Below are 14,367 nucleotides of genomic sequence, written 5' to 3'. Positions count from 1 at the left end.
AATCACGAAATAGCAAAAGACCCGCCGGGAAGTACCACGGCGGGTCTTTTGGCTTTTAGGGGATCACTGTGCGGCTGACTGATTGATCTGGTCGTGGCGTGTTACAACGTCTTTGGGCCATCGGCTTTTGATGTAAGACAGGCTCGCCAGGATTTCTTCGTCAGTCAGGACATCCTCGAAGCCGGGCATTGCCGACTTGTAGTCATCCCCGGCCATGGCCGCCGGTCCGTATTTGGTCACGGCAAATAACAGGGCATCAGGATGGTGCCAAGTATGACCGGTTTCATCATGGGGTGGTGCCGGAAGCAGGCCATCTGCCCCGCGTTGTCGCCAGTCGGGCTCACCTTCAAGTTTGGCGCCGTGGCAGGACGCACAATTGGCATCATAGACCTTCTTGCCCAAGGCAATGAGTTGCAGATCATCCGGGCGCAGTTCCACGGTCTGATCGTTACTGCTTTCCGTACCGAAAAAACGCACGCCACCAACGATGATGGCCAGACCGAGAAGCGCGCCAAGCGCCATAACGCCTTTATTTTTCACTATTCTCTCTCTTGGTCATAGGGGGTATCGGAAAAGGTTAGCGCGCCAGATCATTGATGATCGGACAGTTCGGACGATCATCACCATGGCAGGACTGCACAAGATCAGACAGCGTATCGCGCAGGCTTTGGAGCTCGGCAATTTTGCGTTCGATCTCGTCCAGGTGGGTTTTGGCGATTTTCCTTACATCGCCAGAGGCACGATTGCGGTCCTCGTAAAGAGACAGCAACACTCGGCAGTCTTCGACCGAGAAACCAAGCCCACGCGCACGCTGCAAAAAGCGCAGCTTGTGCAGGTCATCCTCATCATAATCGCGATAGCCGTTGGCAAGCCTGCCGGGCGACACCAGACCGATATCCTCGTAATAGCGGATGGTCTTGGCAGGAAGGCCACACTCAATTGCGGCGTCGGAAATATTCATGACTTATCCCCGTCCCTTTGCGTTCCAGCGACGAAGCGTCAGAGAGTTGCCCACAACCGAGACCGAACTGAGTGCCATCGCAGCACCGGCAATTGCCGGGCTAAGCACACCAAGGGCAGCCAAGGGCACACCAACCACGTTATAGGCAAAGGCCCAAAACAGGTTTTGTGCAATCTTGCGACGGGTTGCGATGGAAATATCAATCGCGGCAGACACAAGTGCCGGGTCCGAACGCATCAGGGTAATGCCGGCGGTTTCCATGGCAACATCGGTTCCACCGCCCATGGCAATACCGACATCCGCCGCCGCCAGCGCAGGCGCATCGTTGATGCCGTCGCCGACCATGGCAACGTGACGGCCTTGCTTACGGAGTTTTTCGACCTCAAGCGCCTTGTCCTGCGGGCGAATACGACCTTCACCGCGTTCCAGGCCAAGCTCACGGGCGACATGGCTTGCGACATCCTGACTGTCCCCCGACAGCATGATTGATGCGATTCCGCGCGCCTTGAGGTCGGCAATCGCCTGCTTGGCATTTTCGCGAATGCGATCTTCAAGCGTCATATAACCCGCAAACGCACCATCGACAGCCACCAGAATCACAGTTCGCCCCTCGCCCTCGTGGGTCTTGATGGCCTGTGCGATGTCATCGGCTGGTAGGCCAATGTTCTGATCACTCAGCAGCGCTTCGGAGCCAACCACAACCTTGCGACCATCAACCTCTGCCATGACACCGGCACCGGTTTTGCCTTTGAAGTTGCTGATGTCGGGCAGTGTTTGACCCTCGTCACGGGCAAGCGAGACGATGGCACGGGCAAGCGGATGTTCACTGGCCGACTGAACTGCCGCCGTAAGGCGAAGAAGTTCGTCGCGCTCTATGCCATTGACGGCTTCGACATTGCGCACCGTCGGGGTGCCTTCGGTCAGCGTACCGGTCTTGTCGAAAATGACGGTATCAACGTTATGGGCCTGCTCAAGCGCCTCGAAATTGCGGATCAGAATACCGTTGCGCGCCGCACTGCCTGTTCCGGCGACAAGGGCGGTTGGCGTTGCAAGGCCCAAAGCACAGGGACAGGCAATCACCAGAACCGATACAGCGGCAACAATGGAGGCCTCCGCACCAAAGCCGGTAAATAGCCAGGCAGCCAATGTCACAAGTGCGATGCCAACCACAATCGGCACAAACACCGCAGAAACGCGGTCGACCAGTTTCTGAACAGGTGCCTTGCCGGTCTGGGCCTGTTCCACCAGACGAATGATACGCGACAGCGTTGTATCATCGCCAACTGCCCGAACTTCGATATCAAGTCGACCGGTGCCATTGACCGCGCCACCGACAACCGCGTCGCCAGTCATTCGGGCGACCGGGCGGGTTTCACCGGTGATCAGGCTTTCATCAAGCTCGCTGTCACCAGCACGCACCGTCCCATCCACCGGCAGGCGTTCACCGGGCAACACACGGACGATATCACCGACCGAAAGACTTTCGACCGCAACATCTTGTTCGCCTTCACCGTCAACGAGCTTGCGCGCCCGACGCGGGCGGAGTGCCATCAATTCACGGATGGCGGCCGATGCACCGCGCTTGGCGCGTTCTTCCATAATCTTGCCGGCAAGGATCAGGGTTACAATCGCAGCCGAGGCCTCAAAGTAAAGATGGGCCTGCCCGGCATTGGCTGTGACCATGTTATAGAGGCTAAGGAAATAGGCCGCCGACGTCCCAAGGGCGACCAGCACATCCATATTCGCACTACGATGACGAAGCGCTGCATATGCGCCCTTATAGAACCGTGCGCCGATATAAAACTGCACGGGCGTCGCCAGCACCAGTTCGACCCAAGCTGGCAGGTGATAAGACACCCCAAGGTTCATCCAGACCATCTGCAGGACCAGTGGCGCGGTCAGCAGTGCCGATACCGCCAACAGGATCAGGGATTTGTCGGTTTTCTTTTTGGCAACGGTATCAGCGCCCTCTTCATCCGGCGTCTCGGACGCGGGACCGTTGCGCGATGTCGCGTGATACCCAGCATCCTCGATGGCCTTGATCACGCGGGCGTCGTTTACGCTATCGGACAAGGTCGACACATCAGCACGTTCAAGGGCGAAATTCACACTGGCTGTTAAAACACCTGGCAGGGCTGCCAGCGCCTTTTCTACCCGCAACGCACAGTTCGCGCAGGACATGCCATCGACATCAAAGGACAGCTGATTTTCCACAACGCTATAACCGGCGTCATTTACGGCCTGTGCGATCTTCGCGGTATCGGTCTTGCTGCGATCAAAGTGAACATTCGCGGAATTCAGCGCGAAGTTGACCGATGCCTCGGACACACCATCGAGTGCACCAAGTGCCTTTTCAACGCGCCCGGCACAGTTTGCGCATGACATGCCTTCGATCTGGAAGCTGACATCGTCGTCATTTGCTGGCTTCGCTCCGGCGGGGGCACCGCCTGCCGCACCTGACGGGGTGTCTAACTGTTCGGTCCGGCTGTCCATATCACGTTACCTCAATTAAGGATTCTTATTGGAATATGGGCAACCATAGAGCTTCCAGCAACTGGAAGGTCAAGCCGAATAATAGCGCTGGCGCCAAAAGCCGCTTAAAATAACGATGGCGCAACAAAAAAAGCCCCGGAACCAGTCCGGGGCTTTTTGCATGATTGTGGCGACTTATCAGCCTTCCGGGCTGGGTTCGCCCGCAGCGCGGAACTGGATGTAGTTCGGCAGACCCATCATATCGATCAGGCGAATCTGCTGTTCAATCCAGTAAGCATGATCTTCTTCGCTGTCATCAAGCAGCTCGACCAGCATCTGGCGGGTCTGGAAGTCGTCTTCTGCCTCGGCAATCTTGATCGCCTTTTTCAGAAGGTTGATGACGTGATATTCGTGCTCGAGATCGTTTTTCATCATCTCGGGCACGGTTTTGCCGATCTTGATCGGTTCGCGCGATGCGGTATCGGGCACACCTTCAAGGAACAGGATACGCTCGATCAGACGCTTTGCGTGTTCGAGTTCCTCATCCTTTTCATGATGCATGCGCTCATAAAGCGAATGCAGGCCCCAATCAGCATACATTTCAGCATGCGTATTGTATTGATCCGCCGCCGACAGTTCGGCTGTAAGCTGCTTGTTCAGCGCGGCGAGAACCTTTTTGCTACCCTTCATGGCGTAACACTCCTGATCTGATTAATCGCCGTCGCCTGAACGGCTCTGGATAAAGTTTGCAATCCCGACATTTTCGAGCTGCCATTCTTCGGTCTCAAGCCAGTCGACATGGTCTTCCTGTTCTTCCAGGAATTTTACCAGCAGATCGCGGGTGACAAAGTCCTCGGCCTTTTCACAGGCGGAAATGGCTTCACGCAGCAGCGGCAGGCTTGCCAGTTCAAATTTCATGTCGCAACTGATGATCTCTTCGACATTTTCGCCGATCATCAGTTTGTTGAGGTTCTGAAGATTGGGGAGGCCTTCAAGGAACAGAATGCGCTCAATCGTGTCGTCGGCGCGTTTCATTTCCTTGATCGAGAGCTTGTACTCGTACTCGCCCATTTCTTCCACGCCCCAGTCCCGCAGCATTCTGGCATGCAGGAAATACTGGTTAATCGCAGTCAACTGATTGGTCAGAATGCGATTAAGATATGTGATGATCTTGGGATCACCTTTCATCATGGATCTCCTGATGGTTGGGCTATGAAGATACTGGGAATCCCACTTGCATGTTGCAAGTTAAAAACGCGCCTTTGATTACCATTATCAATAATTTAGCCGATTTTTCTGAAATTTTCCACTCGTCCTGAATGACTAAAAATCATTCGCACGGATTTTCCTGAGAATGCAAATCGGTTCGATGGTTTCGGCCTTTTTGGCGATCCTTTTGCCGCTTGTTTTCGTACGACTCCTGACTGCCGTTCAATAAATCGAAGCAAAACATGAAGTCCCGCTTTCAGACCATTCGTTTCGTCCTTGGTGACCAACTGACCCGCGGCGTTTCCAGCCTGAAGGACGCAGATCCTGATCGTGATCTGATCGTAATGGCAGAGCCACGCAGTGAGGCCACCTATGTGGCCCATCATCGCCAAAAGATCGTAATGATCCTTTCCGCCATGCGCCATTTCGCTGACGAGCTGCGCGATGAGGGTTTCCATGTTGAATACTTCGATTATCAGAACCGTAAGACGAAATCCTTTACCGACGCCCTGAAGGCGGCGATCGCCGAACACGACATTCAACAGGTTATTGTCACTGAACCCGGTGAATGGCGGGTAAGACACGAAATCGACAAGTGGCCGGATGATTTTGATATATCGGTTGATGTGCGTGCCGATGACCGGTTCTTTTCCCCGCTTTCGGGTTTTGAAGATTTCGCTAAGGACCGCAAGGAACTGCGGATGGAGTATTTCTATCGCGGTTTGCGGCGCGATACCGGCATCCTGATGGAGCCTGATGGTAAACCGGTGGGCGGGCAGTGGAACTTTGATCACGACAACCGCAAAAGCCTGCCCGATGATGTGACACCACCATCGCCAAAGACCTTTGCCCCCGACAAGATCACCCAAGAATTGCTCGATCGCACCGAGGATGATTTTCCCGATGCACTTGGGAATATTGCGTCATTCGGTTGGCCCGTGACACGCAAAGAGGCCCTGCGTGCGCTTGACCATTTCATCAAACATCGCCTGCCGCGTTTTGGCGATTATCAGGATGCGATGACGGTCAAAAGTGCGACGCTGTATCATTCCCTGATCAGCCCGTGCCTCAATATCGGTCTGTTGCTGCCCGATGAAGTCTGCCATGCGGCCGAAAAAGCCTATCATGACGGCAAGGCACCGCTGAATGCTGTCGAAGGGTTTATTCGCCAAATCCTTGGCTGGCGGGAATATGTCCGCGGACTTTACTGGTATCTTGGCCCGGATTATGGAAACGGCAATCACTTCGATGCAAAGCGGCCCCTGCCCGCATTCTTCTGGGATGGGGACGTGCCGATGAACTGCCTGAAACAGGCGATTGGGGAAACGCTTGAAAATGCCTATGCACATCACATCCAGCGATTAATGGTGATTGGCAATTTTTCGCTGCTGGCCGGGCTCAACCCACAAGAAGTCTGTGAATGGTATCTGGCGGTCTATATTGATGCGTTTGAATGGGTTGAACTGCCCAACACCTTTGGCATGGCGCTATATGCTGATGGCGGCAAGATGGCATCCAAACCCTATGCGGCCAGCGGCAAATATATTGATCGGATGTCGGATTATTGCCAGGGATGCCAATATAACCCGCGCAAGAATACCGGCGCAGATGCATGCCCCTTTAACGCGCTTTACTGGCACTTCATGGATCGCAACGCCAAGAAACTTGGCAACAATCCCCGCCTTGGCATGCCTTACCGCAACTGGGCGCGGATGAGAGACGACAAAAAACGCGACCTGATTGACCAAGCCGAAGCGTTTTTGCACAAGCTTGACGACGACAAGCTTGACGCCAGCCCTAGCCAGGCTGACCTGTTCTGATAGCAATACCGTCAGTATTGGGCGAGATTTTCAAAACCCAGAAACACAAAAAGCCGGACTGGGTCCGGCTTTAGCATTGGCGATCCCGAATAACGGGTGCCTATATGGTGCGAGCGTTATGCAATCGCGTCACGGGCTGCTTTACGAGCAACGTCTTTGATCTGCCACTGGGAAATCCCGACATCATCAAGATCGCGCTTATCAAGGCCGTAAAGTTCATTCGCGACCGAGCGTGCATAGGCCCAACGGCGAACAGCAACGAGAATACTGGACAGGAACATGTTGAACCTCCTTGGGTTACAAATTGGAATGCTGCCTTGGAGGTAACCTCCAACTGTCTGGCGCATCCACTGGCTTGCTTCGCGTTGCAATATGTCGAAATTGCATTTGATCCTCAACCACCAAAAAATGCATATCATCTGTGCCATTTATTCACAGATAAACACGCCCGGGACGATCATACCCGACAATTCGTGGCTGATAAGATGATCATGTCTAATGTTTTGAGTTGAATTGTGCCTTCAGGAAAACTGTGCGATGCAACATTTTTGAGCTTTTAGAGGGTTTGAAATACTGCCTGGCTAGGTCTTGTCGCCGTCGGCTGGTGCAAATGGCAAAGCTGCTTCGAGGGCATGAACAGTAAGTGGTTCAGAAACGCCTTTGACCGCGAAGTCACCACAACAAACCGTGGCAGCTTTGATGTGGCTTGCCAGAACGTCGGACATCAACAACGGTGTCCCGATCTGTTTGGTCAGACTTTCAAGGCGCGCAGTCCGGTTGACCGCAACCCCCATGACGGTGAAATCAAGCCGATGGGTTCCCCCCACATTGCCATACACCACCTCGCCATAGTGCAACCCGACGCCAAAACGCAGAAGTGGCAATCCGGCCTCTGAACGGGTTTCATTTACATTTTGCAGGTCCGCCAAGGCGGCCTCGGCCGCACGCAGGGCATTCTCGCAGACGGTTTCTGCCGACTGGTCGTTTTCCTGGGCAAAGACAATCAGCATGGCATCCCCGACAAAACGCAAGATTTCGCCACCATGGGCACGCACAGCGCGTTCGACCGTTTCGAAATAGACATTGAGGCTATCAAGCAGCTGTTCGACGGACAGGGTTTCAGTCAGAACCGTGAAATCGCGCACATCACTAAACCAGAGCGCAGCCCGGATTGTTTCGCCGTCACCACGGCGCATCTGACCATGCATGACGCGCGCACCGGTGCGCTCACCCAAATAGGTATCAAGCAGGGAATGTTCGATCCGTTTGGTAACATGCAGTTCAAGCACCACCCCGATATGATCGAGCAATCCGTCAAAACAGGTGATCTCGCCATCCTCGAAACCGCCTGACTGGTCTGTGGCAATTGTCATCACACACCAGCGCCCACCGCTGAAGCGAACACGGGTGCAATAATAGTCAGTCAGCCCCATCTCAACCAGTTCACCTACCAGAGGGTGATGGTCGGCCGGGTCAACCTTGGCCAGCTGGATCCGGACCGGGCCACCATGCAAATTGACCTCTTCGACCGGGCTTCCGATATACGCGCCGCTTTCATGGATGCCATGGTTGGCTTCCCACAAATGTGCCCCCTGATCACGATCCCATGTGAACGACCATACGGCAACTTGCGGATGAAGGGCCTGCATCGAACAGCGCATTCGCGCAATGTGAAAACCATTGGTGTTGAGCTGTTCCATCAACCCGTTAAAAAACGCATTGGGGTCTTCAAGCAGTCGGCCCGTTGACGCAATCCAGTCGATGACAGGTGCATTATTCCACATAGTGGCCGCCTACCCCTTGATACCTGCGATTTCACGCAATAACTGCCATGAAATTCCGCCCATTCGTTCCAATGCATCACAGCTTTAATGCACACAAACGCGCTAATTGTTTTTGCTGCTTTGCAATATAGTTAGGCCGTATATTGGCAATTTTGTAACAGAACGTTTCAGTTCGCAATCTGGAAACGCCCTGTTACAGTTTTGTGGATGCATTGCGCGCCCTCTCGCAGCATGTTGTCGCTGCAAATGGTTAAAAGCCAGGGAGGAAACCTAAATGTATCTGCGCAAAACCATCCTAGCCACTGGTGTGGCATTTTCTGCACTCGCGACTGCAAGCTTTGCTCATGCCGAGCCGACCGCTGAAGTTCTGCACTGGTGGACTTCGGGCGGCGAAGCAAAAGCTGTCGCATCCCTTAAAGAAGATTTTGAAGCCAACGGCGGCACCTGGGTTGATAGCCCGGTTGCTGGTGGTGCTGGCGATGCAGCCATGACCGTTCTGCGTTCGCGCGTTCTGTCGGGCGATGCACCGGCTGCTGTTCAGCTTAAAGGTCCGGCCATTCAGGAATGGGCCGAACAGGGTGCCCTTGCCGATCTGAATGACGTTGCTGCTGCTGAAGGTTGGGATGACGTTATCCCGGCTGCGATTCAGGACGTCATGAAATATGAAGGCGACTATGTTGCTGTTCCGGTAAACGTTCACCGCGTTGACTGGATCTGGGCAAACCCGACCCTTCTGGCGAAAGTTGGCGTCGAGTCAGCACCGACCACCTGGGACGAATTCAACGCTGTTGCTGACAAGCTGCAGGCTGCTGGTATTACGCCGGTCGCACATGGTGGTCAGCCGTGGCAGGACGCAACCGTCTTTGAAACCGTCGTTCTTGGTCTTGGCGGCCCGGAATTCTTCCAGAAAGCCCTGATCGACCTCGACGAAGACGCGCTGAACTCCGACACCATGAAATCGGTGTTTGACCAGATGCGTAAAATCCGCGGTTATGTCGATGCTGACTTCCCGGGTCGCGACTGGAACCTTGCCACTGCAATGGTCATGAATGGCGAAGCCGCCATGCAGATCATGGGTGACTGGGCAAAAGGCGAATTCCTTGCTGCTGGCAAAGTACCGGGCAAAGACTTCATCTGTGCCGCAACCCCTTCGGATCACGGCTATCTGTTTAACGTTGACAGCTTTGCCATGTTCAACGTTTCGGGTGATGACAAGGTTGCTGGCCAGAAACTTCTTGCTGAACTCATCGTTGGCGAAAAGTTCCAGGAAACCTTCAACCTGCTCAAAGGTTCGATCCCGGCACGTTCGGGCGTATCGCTTGAGAAATTCGACGATTGCGCCAAAAAATCCGAAGCTGATCTCGAAGCAGCCCAGGAAGCTGGCGGGTTCCTTCCGTCCATGGCACACGGCATGGCGCTTCGCGGCCACCTTGCAGGTGCGATCGTTGACGTCGTGACCGCGCACTTCAACTCCGACATGTCGTCTGACGAAGCCGTCTCGCGTCTGGTCGAAGCAGTTGAACTTGCCAAAGACTAATCTCATCTGATCAGTACACTCTGAGATATGAGCACCTTGCAGGCCCCGGAATTTCCGGGGCCTGTTTCCCACTCATTTAACTTTTGAGGCAAAGGTTATGGGGGCTTCTCAAAGCACCGAAAGCAACCTGATGGCCAGCATTCAGCGTCATCTTTCCAAGATCGTTGTTGCGCCGTCCTTTGCTGCGTCCCTGTTTTTCGTCTACGGGTTCATCCTGTGGACCGGCTATATGGCGTTTTCCAAGTCGCGCATGCTTCCTGTTTGGGATTGGGCAGGTCTGCGACAATATGAACGCCTGTGGCAGATGGAACGCTGGCATGTTGCCATTGAAAACCTGTTGATCTTTGGCGGTCTGTTTATTGTGACCTGCCTGTTCATCGGGTGCCTTCTGGCAGTTCTTCTTGATCAGCGTATTCGCGCCGAAGGCGCGCTTCGCACGATCTTCCTGTATCCGATGGCCCTGTCCTTCATTGTGACGGGTACTGTCTGGAAATGGCTTCTTAATCCGGGCCTTGGCCTTGAAAGCATGATGCATGATCTTGGCTGGACGAGCTTCAAGTTCGACTGGCTGGTCAATTCGGACATGGCGATCTACACGGTTGTGATCGCAGCTGTCTGGCAGGCATCGGGCTTTGTCATGGCAATGTTCCTTGCGGCATTGCGCGGCGTCGATCAGGACATCATTCGCGCAGCCTATATGGACGGTGCCAGCCTGCCCCGGATTTACTTCGGCATTATCATTCCGTCGATCCGCCCGGTCTTCCTGAGCGCGATCGTCGTTCTGGCCCATCTGGCGGTCAAAAGCTTTGACCTCGTCATTGCCCTTACCGGCGGCGGCCCGGGCTACTCATCCGATCTTCCGGCAACCTTCATGTACACGATGGCCTTCCAGCGTAACCAGCTTGGTGTTGGTGCAGCCAGTGCCATGATGATGCTGGCGACCGTTATGGCGATCATTGTGCCGTATCTGTATTCCGAACTGCGCGGAGGCAAGAAAAATGGCTGATATTCAGACCTACAGCCACGACGCAGGCTGGAAAAACACTGTTCTGCGCGGGTTGCTCTACCTCGTTCTGATCCTGTTTGCGGCCTATTACCTTTTCCCGCTGATCGTCATGATTGCGACCTCGTTGAAGTCGCTTGACGAAATCCGTGAAGGGTCGCTGATTTCGCTGCCGCGCGTGGTGACGTTTGATGCATGGAACTATGCATGGAACGAAGCCTGTGTTGGTGTCGAATGTACCGGGATCAAAATCTATTTCTGGAACTCGGTCAAAATGGCGATCCCCGCCGTTCTGATTTCGACCTTCCTTGGTGCGATTAACGGGTATGCGTTGACCAAGTGGCGGTTCAAGGGGGCGAACATCGTTTTTGCCCTGCTGCTGTTTGGCTGCTTCATTCCGTTCCAGGTCGTGCTGCTGCCAATGTCACAGGTTCTTGGCAAGCTTGGTCTTGCAAGCTCCACCCCGGGCCTTGTTCTGGTCCATGTGGTTTACGGCCTGTGCTTCACCACGCTCTTCTTCCGGAACTACTACGTTTCGATCCCGGATGAACTGGTCAAGGCAGCCACCATCGACGGTGCCGGGTTCTTCACCATTTTCTGGCGCATCATTCTGCCGATCTCGACCCCGATCATCGTGGTTTCGGTCATCTGGCAGTTCACCCAGATCTGGAACGACTTCCTGTTCGGTGCTTCGTTTGCCTCTGGCGCAAACGCACCGATGACCGTCGCACTCAACAATATCGTCAACACCACGACCGGCGTGAAACAGTACAACGTTGATATGGCGGCAGCCCTGCTGACCGGCCTTCCGACGCTGCTGGTTTATGTCCTCGCAGGCAAATACTTCGTCCGCGGCCTGACCGCCGGTTCGGTGAAGGGATAAGTAAATGGCATCACTCACCCTCGATAAAGTTCGCAAGGCATTTGGCCCTGTCGAAGTTCTCAAGGAAATCAATCTGGCAATTGATGATGGCGAGTTCCTCGTCCTTGTCGGCCCGTCAGGTTGCGGTAAATCCACCCTTCTGAACCTGATTGCAGGTTTGGAAAGCTCGACTGACGGGGAAATCCGCATCGGGGATCGCGTTATCAACGACGTGCACCCCAAGGACCGTAACATCGCCATGGTGTTTCAGTCCTATGCGCTTTACCCGAACATGACGGTCCGCAAGAACATCACCTTTGGCCTCGAAATCCGTGGCGTTTCCAATCAGGAACGTGACAAGGCGGTTGCCGATGTGGCCAAGCTGCTTCAGATCGAGCCGCTTCTGGATCGTAAACCGTCCCAGCTTTCGGGTGGTCAGCGCCAGCGTGTGGCCATGGGCCGTGCGCTTGTACGTGACCCGGATATCTTCCTGTTTGACGAACCGCTTTCAAACCTTGATGCGAAACTGCGTGTCGACATGCGTACCGAGATCAAGAAGCTGCATCAGCGTCTTGGCTCGACCATCGTCTACGTCACGCACGACCAGATCGAAGCGATGACTCTGGCGTCGCGCATCGCGGTAATGAAAGACGGTATTCTGCAGCAGTTCGATACTCCGCAGAACATCTATGAGCGCCCGAACAACATGTTTGTGGCCGGCTTCATCGGTTCACCATCAATGAACTTCATCGATGCGACCCTGACCGAAGAAGGTGGCAAGCTGGCTGTGACCATTCCGCGCGATGGCAATCCGATTGTCCTGCCGCTGTTTGAGGCACCGGAAAGCTATCATGGCTATATCGGCAAGGACGTCGTGTTCGGCATCCGTCCCGAAGCCCTGACCCACAAGCGCACGAATTCGGACGAACCGGGCAGCCAGTATGTCAATTTCGACAGCAAGGTCGAAGTGATCGAACCGACCGGTGCCGACACCATGACCGTGATCGACATCGCCGGTAAGGAAATCGTCGCTCGCGTCCGTCCGGACCGCGCACCGACACCGGGCGAGAGCATGACGTTCTCGGCCGACATGTCTCAGATCAGTCTGTTTGACCCGGATACCGAGTTGCGGATCTGATCTGATTGGCGGGTGGTTCTGGGGGCCACCCGCCATTCTTCTTTTTGGCCCCTGCTCCGCCTCACTCAGTTCAGCGTGGATCTAAACCCGGCGCGGCAGGGACACCAGAACTTCAAGCCCCTTGCCCGGCATATTGCGCAATTCAATGCGGCCGTCATGGGCATCAATCACGGTTTTGACAATCGACAAACCAAGGCCACTGCCCCCGGTACTGCGCGCACGTGATCCTTCGACACGATAGAACGGTAAAAACACCTTGTCCTGATGCTCAACCGGGATACCGGGCCCTTCGTCACGGATGGTAACCAGAACCGTATCAGCGGTTGCTTCTAGGCTGACATTGGCGCGATGGCCGTATTTCAGGGCATTTTCAATCAGGTTGGTAAAGGCACGCTTTAACGTACCCGGCCGACAGGACAGCCGAATACTGCGTTTGCCATCAAAGGAGTGCGCATCATCCCCACCGCCAAAAACGGTATGAACCGAACTGAATTGCAGGGGTTGCGGGCCGGCGAAGCTTACCGGGCGGCCAAGATCGGCGTAATCATCACAAATGGCTTCGAGCACGGAAACAAAATCGACTGTGCGTTCTTCTTCCTTGGCGATCCAGTCGCCCAGGAAATCAAGCGCGTCATTCAGAAGACTGTCCATTTCATCAAGATCACGCAGCACGGTTTCACGCAGTTCATCATTTTCGATGAACTCGGCGCGTAAGCGCAACCGTGTGCTGGGTGTACGCAAATCGTGGGAAATGGCGGCCAGCATCCGGGTGCGATCGCCTAGCATGCGCGAAATGCGTTCGCGCAGATCGTTGTAGGCAGCCGCCATTGACCGTGCCTCGGTCGGGCCGCGTTCCTCGACAGGCGGGCCGCTGACCTCATCGCCATGATCGATAATCGCGTTGGTCAGGCGTTTGAAAGGACCTGCAAGCAAATCGGCAAGCCCGGCAAACACAACCAACACCGCCACCACCCCCATCAGGAACATCAGGAAAACAAGCGATGGTGATGAGTAATTCGCCCAAAGCTCATCATGGCTTACCAGGATGCGCTTGCCCGACGGCATCAGGATTTCGACCTGTGCCTCAAGGCCCAGACGGGCGATTTCGCGCGACAGTTCAGCAAAGAACAGGCTGGGGTTTTCGGTGGCCTCGATGGTGGCGCGTTGTTCCGTGCTCAGTCGTCCGCGCTCGAAATGCACCTTCACCGATGTCGGCCAACCGGTATTGGCCAGACGCACGGGCAAGGGAATGTGCTGTGCCGGGCGCGAGAACAGCAACAATGTCCCCAGATCATCGGGCGGCAGAATGCGCATCGTCATGCCATCGCGGGCCGCGATATCGATGATGTTTTCTTCAAATTCCGGGTTTTCGGCAATCCGAACCAATTCGCGAATGGTAAAGCCCAGTGTATAGGCACGGCCGATGCGTTCATCGCGTTCGATGACGTAATAGGATGCCATGGCGCTGAGTACCGCGATGATCAAACCACCCAGCATCATCAGGAGAAAGATACGCCCGCCCAGCGTGCGCGGCTTGTAGCGGCGCATATAATTGCTGAACTGTGCGAACATATCGCCCAT

General features: G+C 54.8%; 13 protein-coding genes. 5 read left to right on the top strand and 8 right to left on the bottom strand.

Annotated features, from left to right (window positions below; translation table 11 throughout):
• Positions 1 to 63 precede the first annotated feature (63 nt).
• The 5 genes from HED22_RS00675 to bfr (HED22_RS00655) all read right to left on the bottom strand — a co-directional run bounded on the left by HED22_RS00675 (position 64) and on the right by bfr (HED22_RS00655) (position 4,621).
• The gene (locus HED22_RS00675; RefSeq protein WP_368484454.1) at positions 64 to 540 is read right to left on the bottom strand and encodes a cytochrome c; all 477 of its coding nucleotides are present in this window, start codon (positions 538 to 540) and stop codon (positions 64 to 66) included.
• Between the two features lie 37 nt (positions 541 to 577).
• The gene (cueR, locus tag HED22_RS00670) at positions 578 to 961 is read right to left on the bottom strand and encodes a Cu(I)-responsive transcriptional regulator (RefSeq protein WP_167717858.1); all 384 of its coding nucleotides are present in this window, start codon (positions 959 to 961) and stop codon (positions 578 to 580) included.
• 3 nt (positions 962 to 964) lie between these two features.
• Entirely contained in the window at positions 965 to 3,454 is a 2,490-nt protein-coding gene (locus tag HED22_RS00665; RefSeq protein WP_167717857.1) for a heavy metal translocating P-type ATPase, read from the bottom strand.
• A 177-nt stretch (positions 3,455 to 3,631) separates the two neighbouring features.
• The gene (bfr, locus tag HED22_RS00660; RefSeq protein WP_167717856.1) at positions 3,632 to 4,123 is read right to left on the bottom strand and encodes a bacterioferritin; all 492 of its coding nucleotides are present in this window, start codon (positions 4,121 to 4,123) and stop codon (positions 3,632 to 3,634) included.
• Positions 4,124 to 4,144: 21 nt separating this feature from the next.
• Complete coding sequence (gene bfr, locus HED22_RS00655; RefSeq protein ID WP_167717855.1) at positions 4,145 to 4,621, bottom strand: bacterioferritin; 477 nt, start codon at positions 4,619 to 4,621, stop codon at positions 4,145 to 4,147.
• 263 nt (positions 4,622 to 4,884) lie between these two features.
• Between bfr (HED22_RS00655) and HED22_RS00650 the strand changes: the two genes are divergently transcribed.
• On the top strand, positions 4,885 to 6,462 hold the full coding sequence (locus HED22_RS00650; protein ID WP_167717854.1) for a cryptochrome/photolyase family protein: 1,578 nt from the start codon (positions 4,885 to 4,887) through the stop codon (positions 6,460 to 6,462).
• Between the two features lie 116 nt (positions 6,463 to 6,578).
• Here the strand turns inward: HED22_RS00650 and HED22_RS00645 are convergent, their stop codons facing one another.
• Both HED22_RS00645 and HED22_RS00640 read right to left on the bottom strand, forming a co-directional pair.
• On the bottom strand, positions 6,579 to 6,743 hold the full coding sequence (locus HED22_RS00645) for a DUF1127 domain-containing protein (protein ID WP_008891829.1): 165 nt from the start codon (positions 6,741 to 6,743) through the stop codon (positions 6,579 to 6,581).
• 300 nt (positions 6,744 to 7,043) lie between these two features.
• Entirely contained in the window at positions 7,044 to 8,246 is a 1,203-nt protein-coding gene (locus HED22_RS00640) for an adenylate/guanylate cyclase domain-containing protein (protein ID WP_167717853.1), read from the bottom strand.
• Between the two features lie 274 nt (positions 8,247 to 8,520).
• On the opposite strand from HED22_RS00640, the gene HED22_RS00635 reads away from it, so the two are divergent.
• From HED22_RS00635 to HED22_RS00620, 4 genes are all read left to right on the top strand, one after another.
• A complete protein-coding gene (locus tag HED22_RS00635; RefSeq protein WP_167717852.1) occupies positions 8,521 to 9,783 on the top strand; it encodes an ABC transporter substrate-binding protein in 1,263 nt (420 codons plus the stop codon).
• 97 nt (positions 9,784 to 9,880) lie between these two features.
• Positions 9,881 to 10,789 (top strand): carbohydrate ABC transporter permease, encoded by a 909-nt coding sequence (locus tag HED22_RS00630; protein WP_062954514.1) that lies wholly within the window; start codon positions 9,881 to 9,883, stop codon positions 10,787 to 10,789.
• A complete protein-coding gene (locus HED22_RS00625) occupies positions 10,782 to 11,669 on the top strand; it encodes a carbohydrate ABC transporter permease (protein WP_167717851.1) in 888 nt (295 codons plus the stop codon). The genes HED22_RS00630 and HED22_RS00625 overlap by 8 nt, the downstream gene beginning before the upstream one ends.
• 4 nt (positions 11,670 to 11,673) lie before the next feature.
• A complete protein-coding gene (locus tag HED22_RS00620; protein ID WP_167717850.1) occupies positions 11,674 to 12,786 on the top strand; it encodes an ABC transporter ATP-binding protein in 1,113 nt (370 codons plus the stop codon).
• Between the two features lie 81 nt (positions 12,787 to 12,867).
• Here HED22_RS00620 and HED22_RS00615 read toward each other — a convergent pair whose 3' ends face one another.
• Positions 12,868 to 14,367 carry a cell wall metabolism sensor histidine kinase WalK gene (locus HED22_RS00615; RefSeq protein ID WP_167717848.1) on the bottom strand — a complete coding sequence of 500 codons (1,500 nt, stop codon included), beginning with the start codon at positions 14,365 to 14,367 and terminating at the stop codon, positions 12,868 to 12,870.

Origin of the sequence: Thalassospira sp. HF15, from assembly GCF_011806525.1 — a bacterium.
Taxonomy (GTDB): domain Bacteria; phylum Pseudomonadota; class Alphaproteobacteria; order Rhodospirillales; family Thalassospiraceae; genus Thalassospira.
Note: the sequence above shows the minus strand (reverse complement) of the source record. Positions and strands in the feature narration are given on the sequence as shown.

Excerpts from the sequence above, each read along its gene's own strand:
- cueR (WP_167717858.1), bottom strand. The coding sequence starts at position 961 with ATGAATATTTCCGACGCCGCAATTGAGTGTGGCCTTCCTGCCAAGACC.
- HED22_RS00665 (WP_167717857.1), bottom strand. The coding sequence starts at position 3,454 with ATGGACAGCCGGACCGAACAGTTAGACACCCCGTCAGGTGCGGCAGGC.
- bfr (WP_167717856.1), bottom strand. The coding sequence starts at position 4,123 with ATGAAGGGTAGCAAAAAGGTTCTCGCCGCGCTGAACAAGCAGCTTACA.
- bfr (WP_167717855.1), bottom strand. The coding sequence starts at position 4,621 with ATGAAAGGTGATCCCAAGATCATCACATATCTTAATCGCATTCTGACC.
- HED22_RS00650 (WP_167717854.1), top strand. The coding sequence starts at position 4,885 with ATGAAGTCCCGCTTTCAGACCATTCGTTTCGTCCTTGGTGACCAACTG.
- HED22_RS00645 (WP_008891829.1), bottom strand. The coding sequence starts at position 6,743 with ATGTTCCTGTCCAGTATTCTCGTTGCTGTTCGCCGTTGGGCCTATGCA.
- HED22_RS00640 (WP_167717853.1), bottom strand. The coding sequence starts at position 8,246 with ATGTGGAATAATGCACCTGTCATCGACTGGATTGCGTCAACGGGCCGA.
- HED22_RS00635 (WP_167717852.1), top strand. The coding sequence starts at position 8,521 with ATGTATCTGCGCAAAACCATCCTAGCCACTGGTGTGGCATTTTCTGCA.
- HED22_RS00630 (WP_062954514.1), top strand. The coding sequence starts at position 9,881 with ATGGGGGCTTCTCAAAGCACCGAAAGCAACCTGATGGCCAGCATTCAG.
- HED22_RS00625 (WP_167717851.1), top strand. The coding sequence starts at position 10,782 with ATGGCTGATATTCAGACCTACAGCCACGACGCAGGCTGGAAAAACACT.
- HED22_RS00620 (WP_167717850.1), top strand. The coding sequence starts at position 11,674 with ATGGCATCACTCACCCTCGATAAAGTTCGCAAGGCATTTGGCCCTGTC.
- HED22_RS00615 (WP_167717848.1), bottom strand. The coding sequence starts at position 14,367 with ATGGGCGATATGTTCGCACAGTTCAGCAATTATATGCGCCGCTACAAG.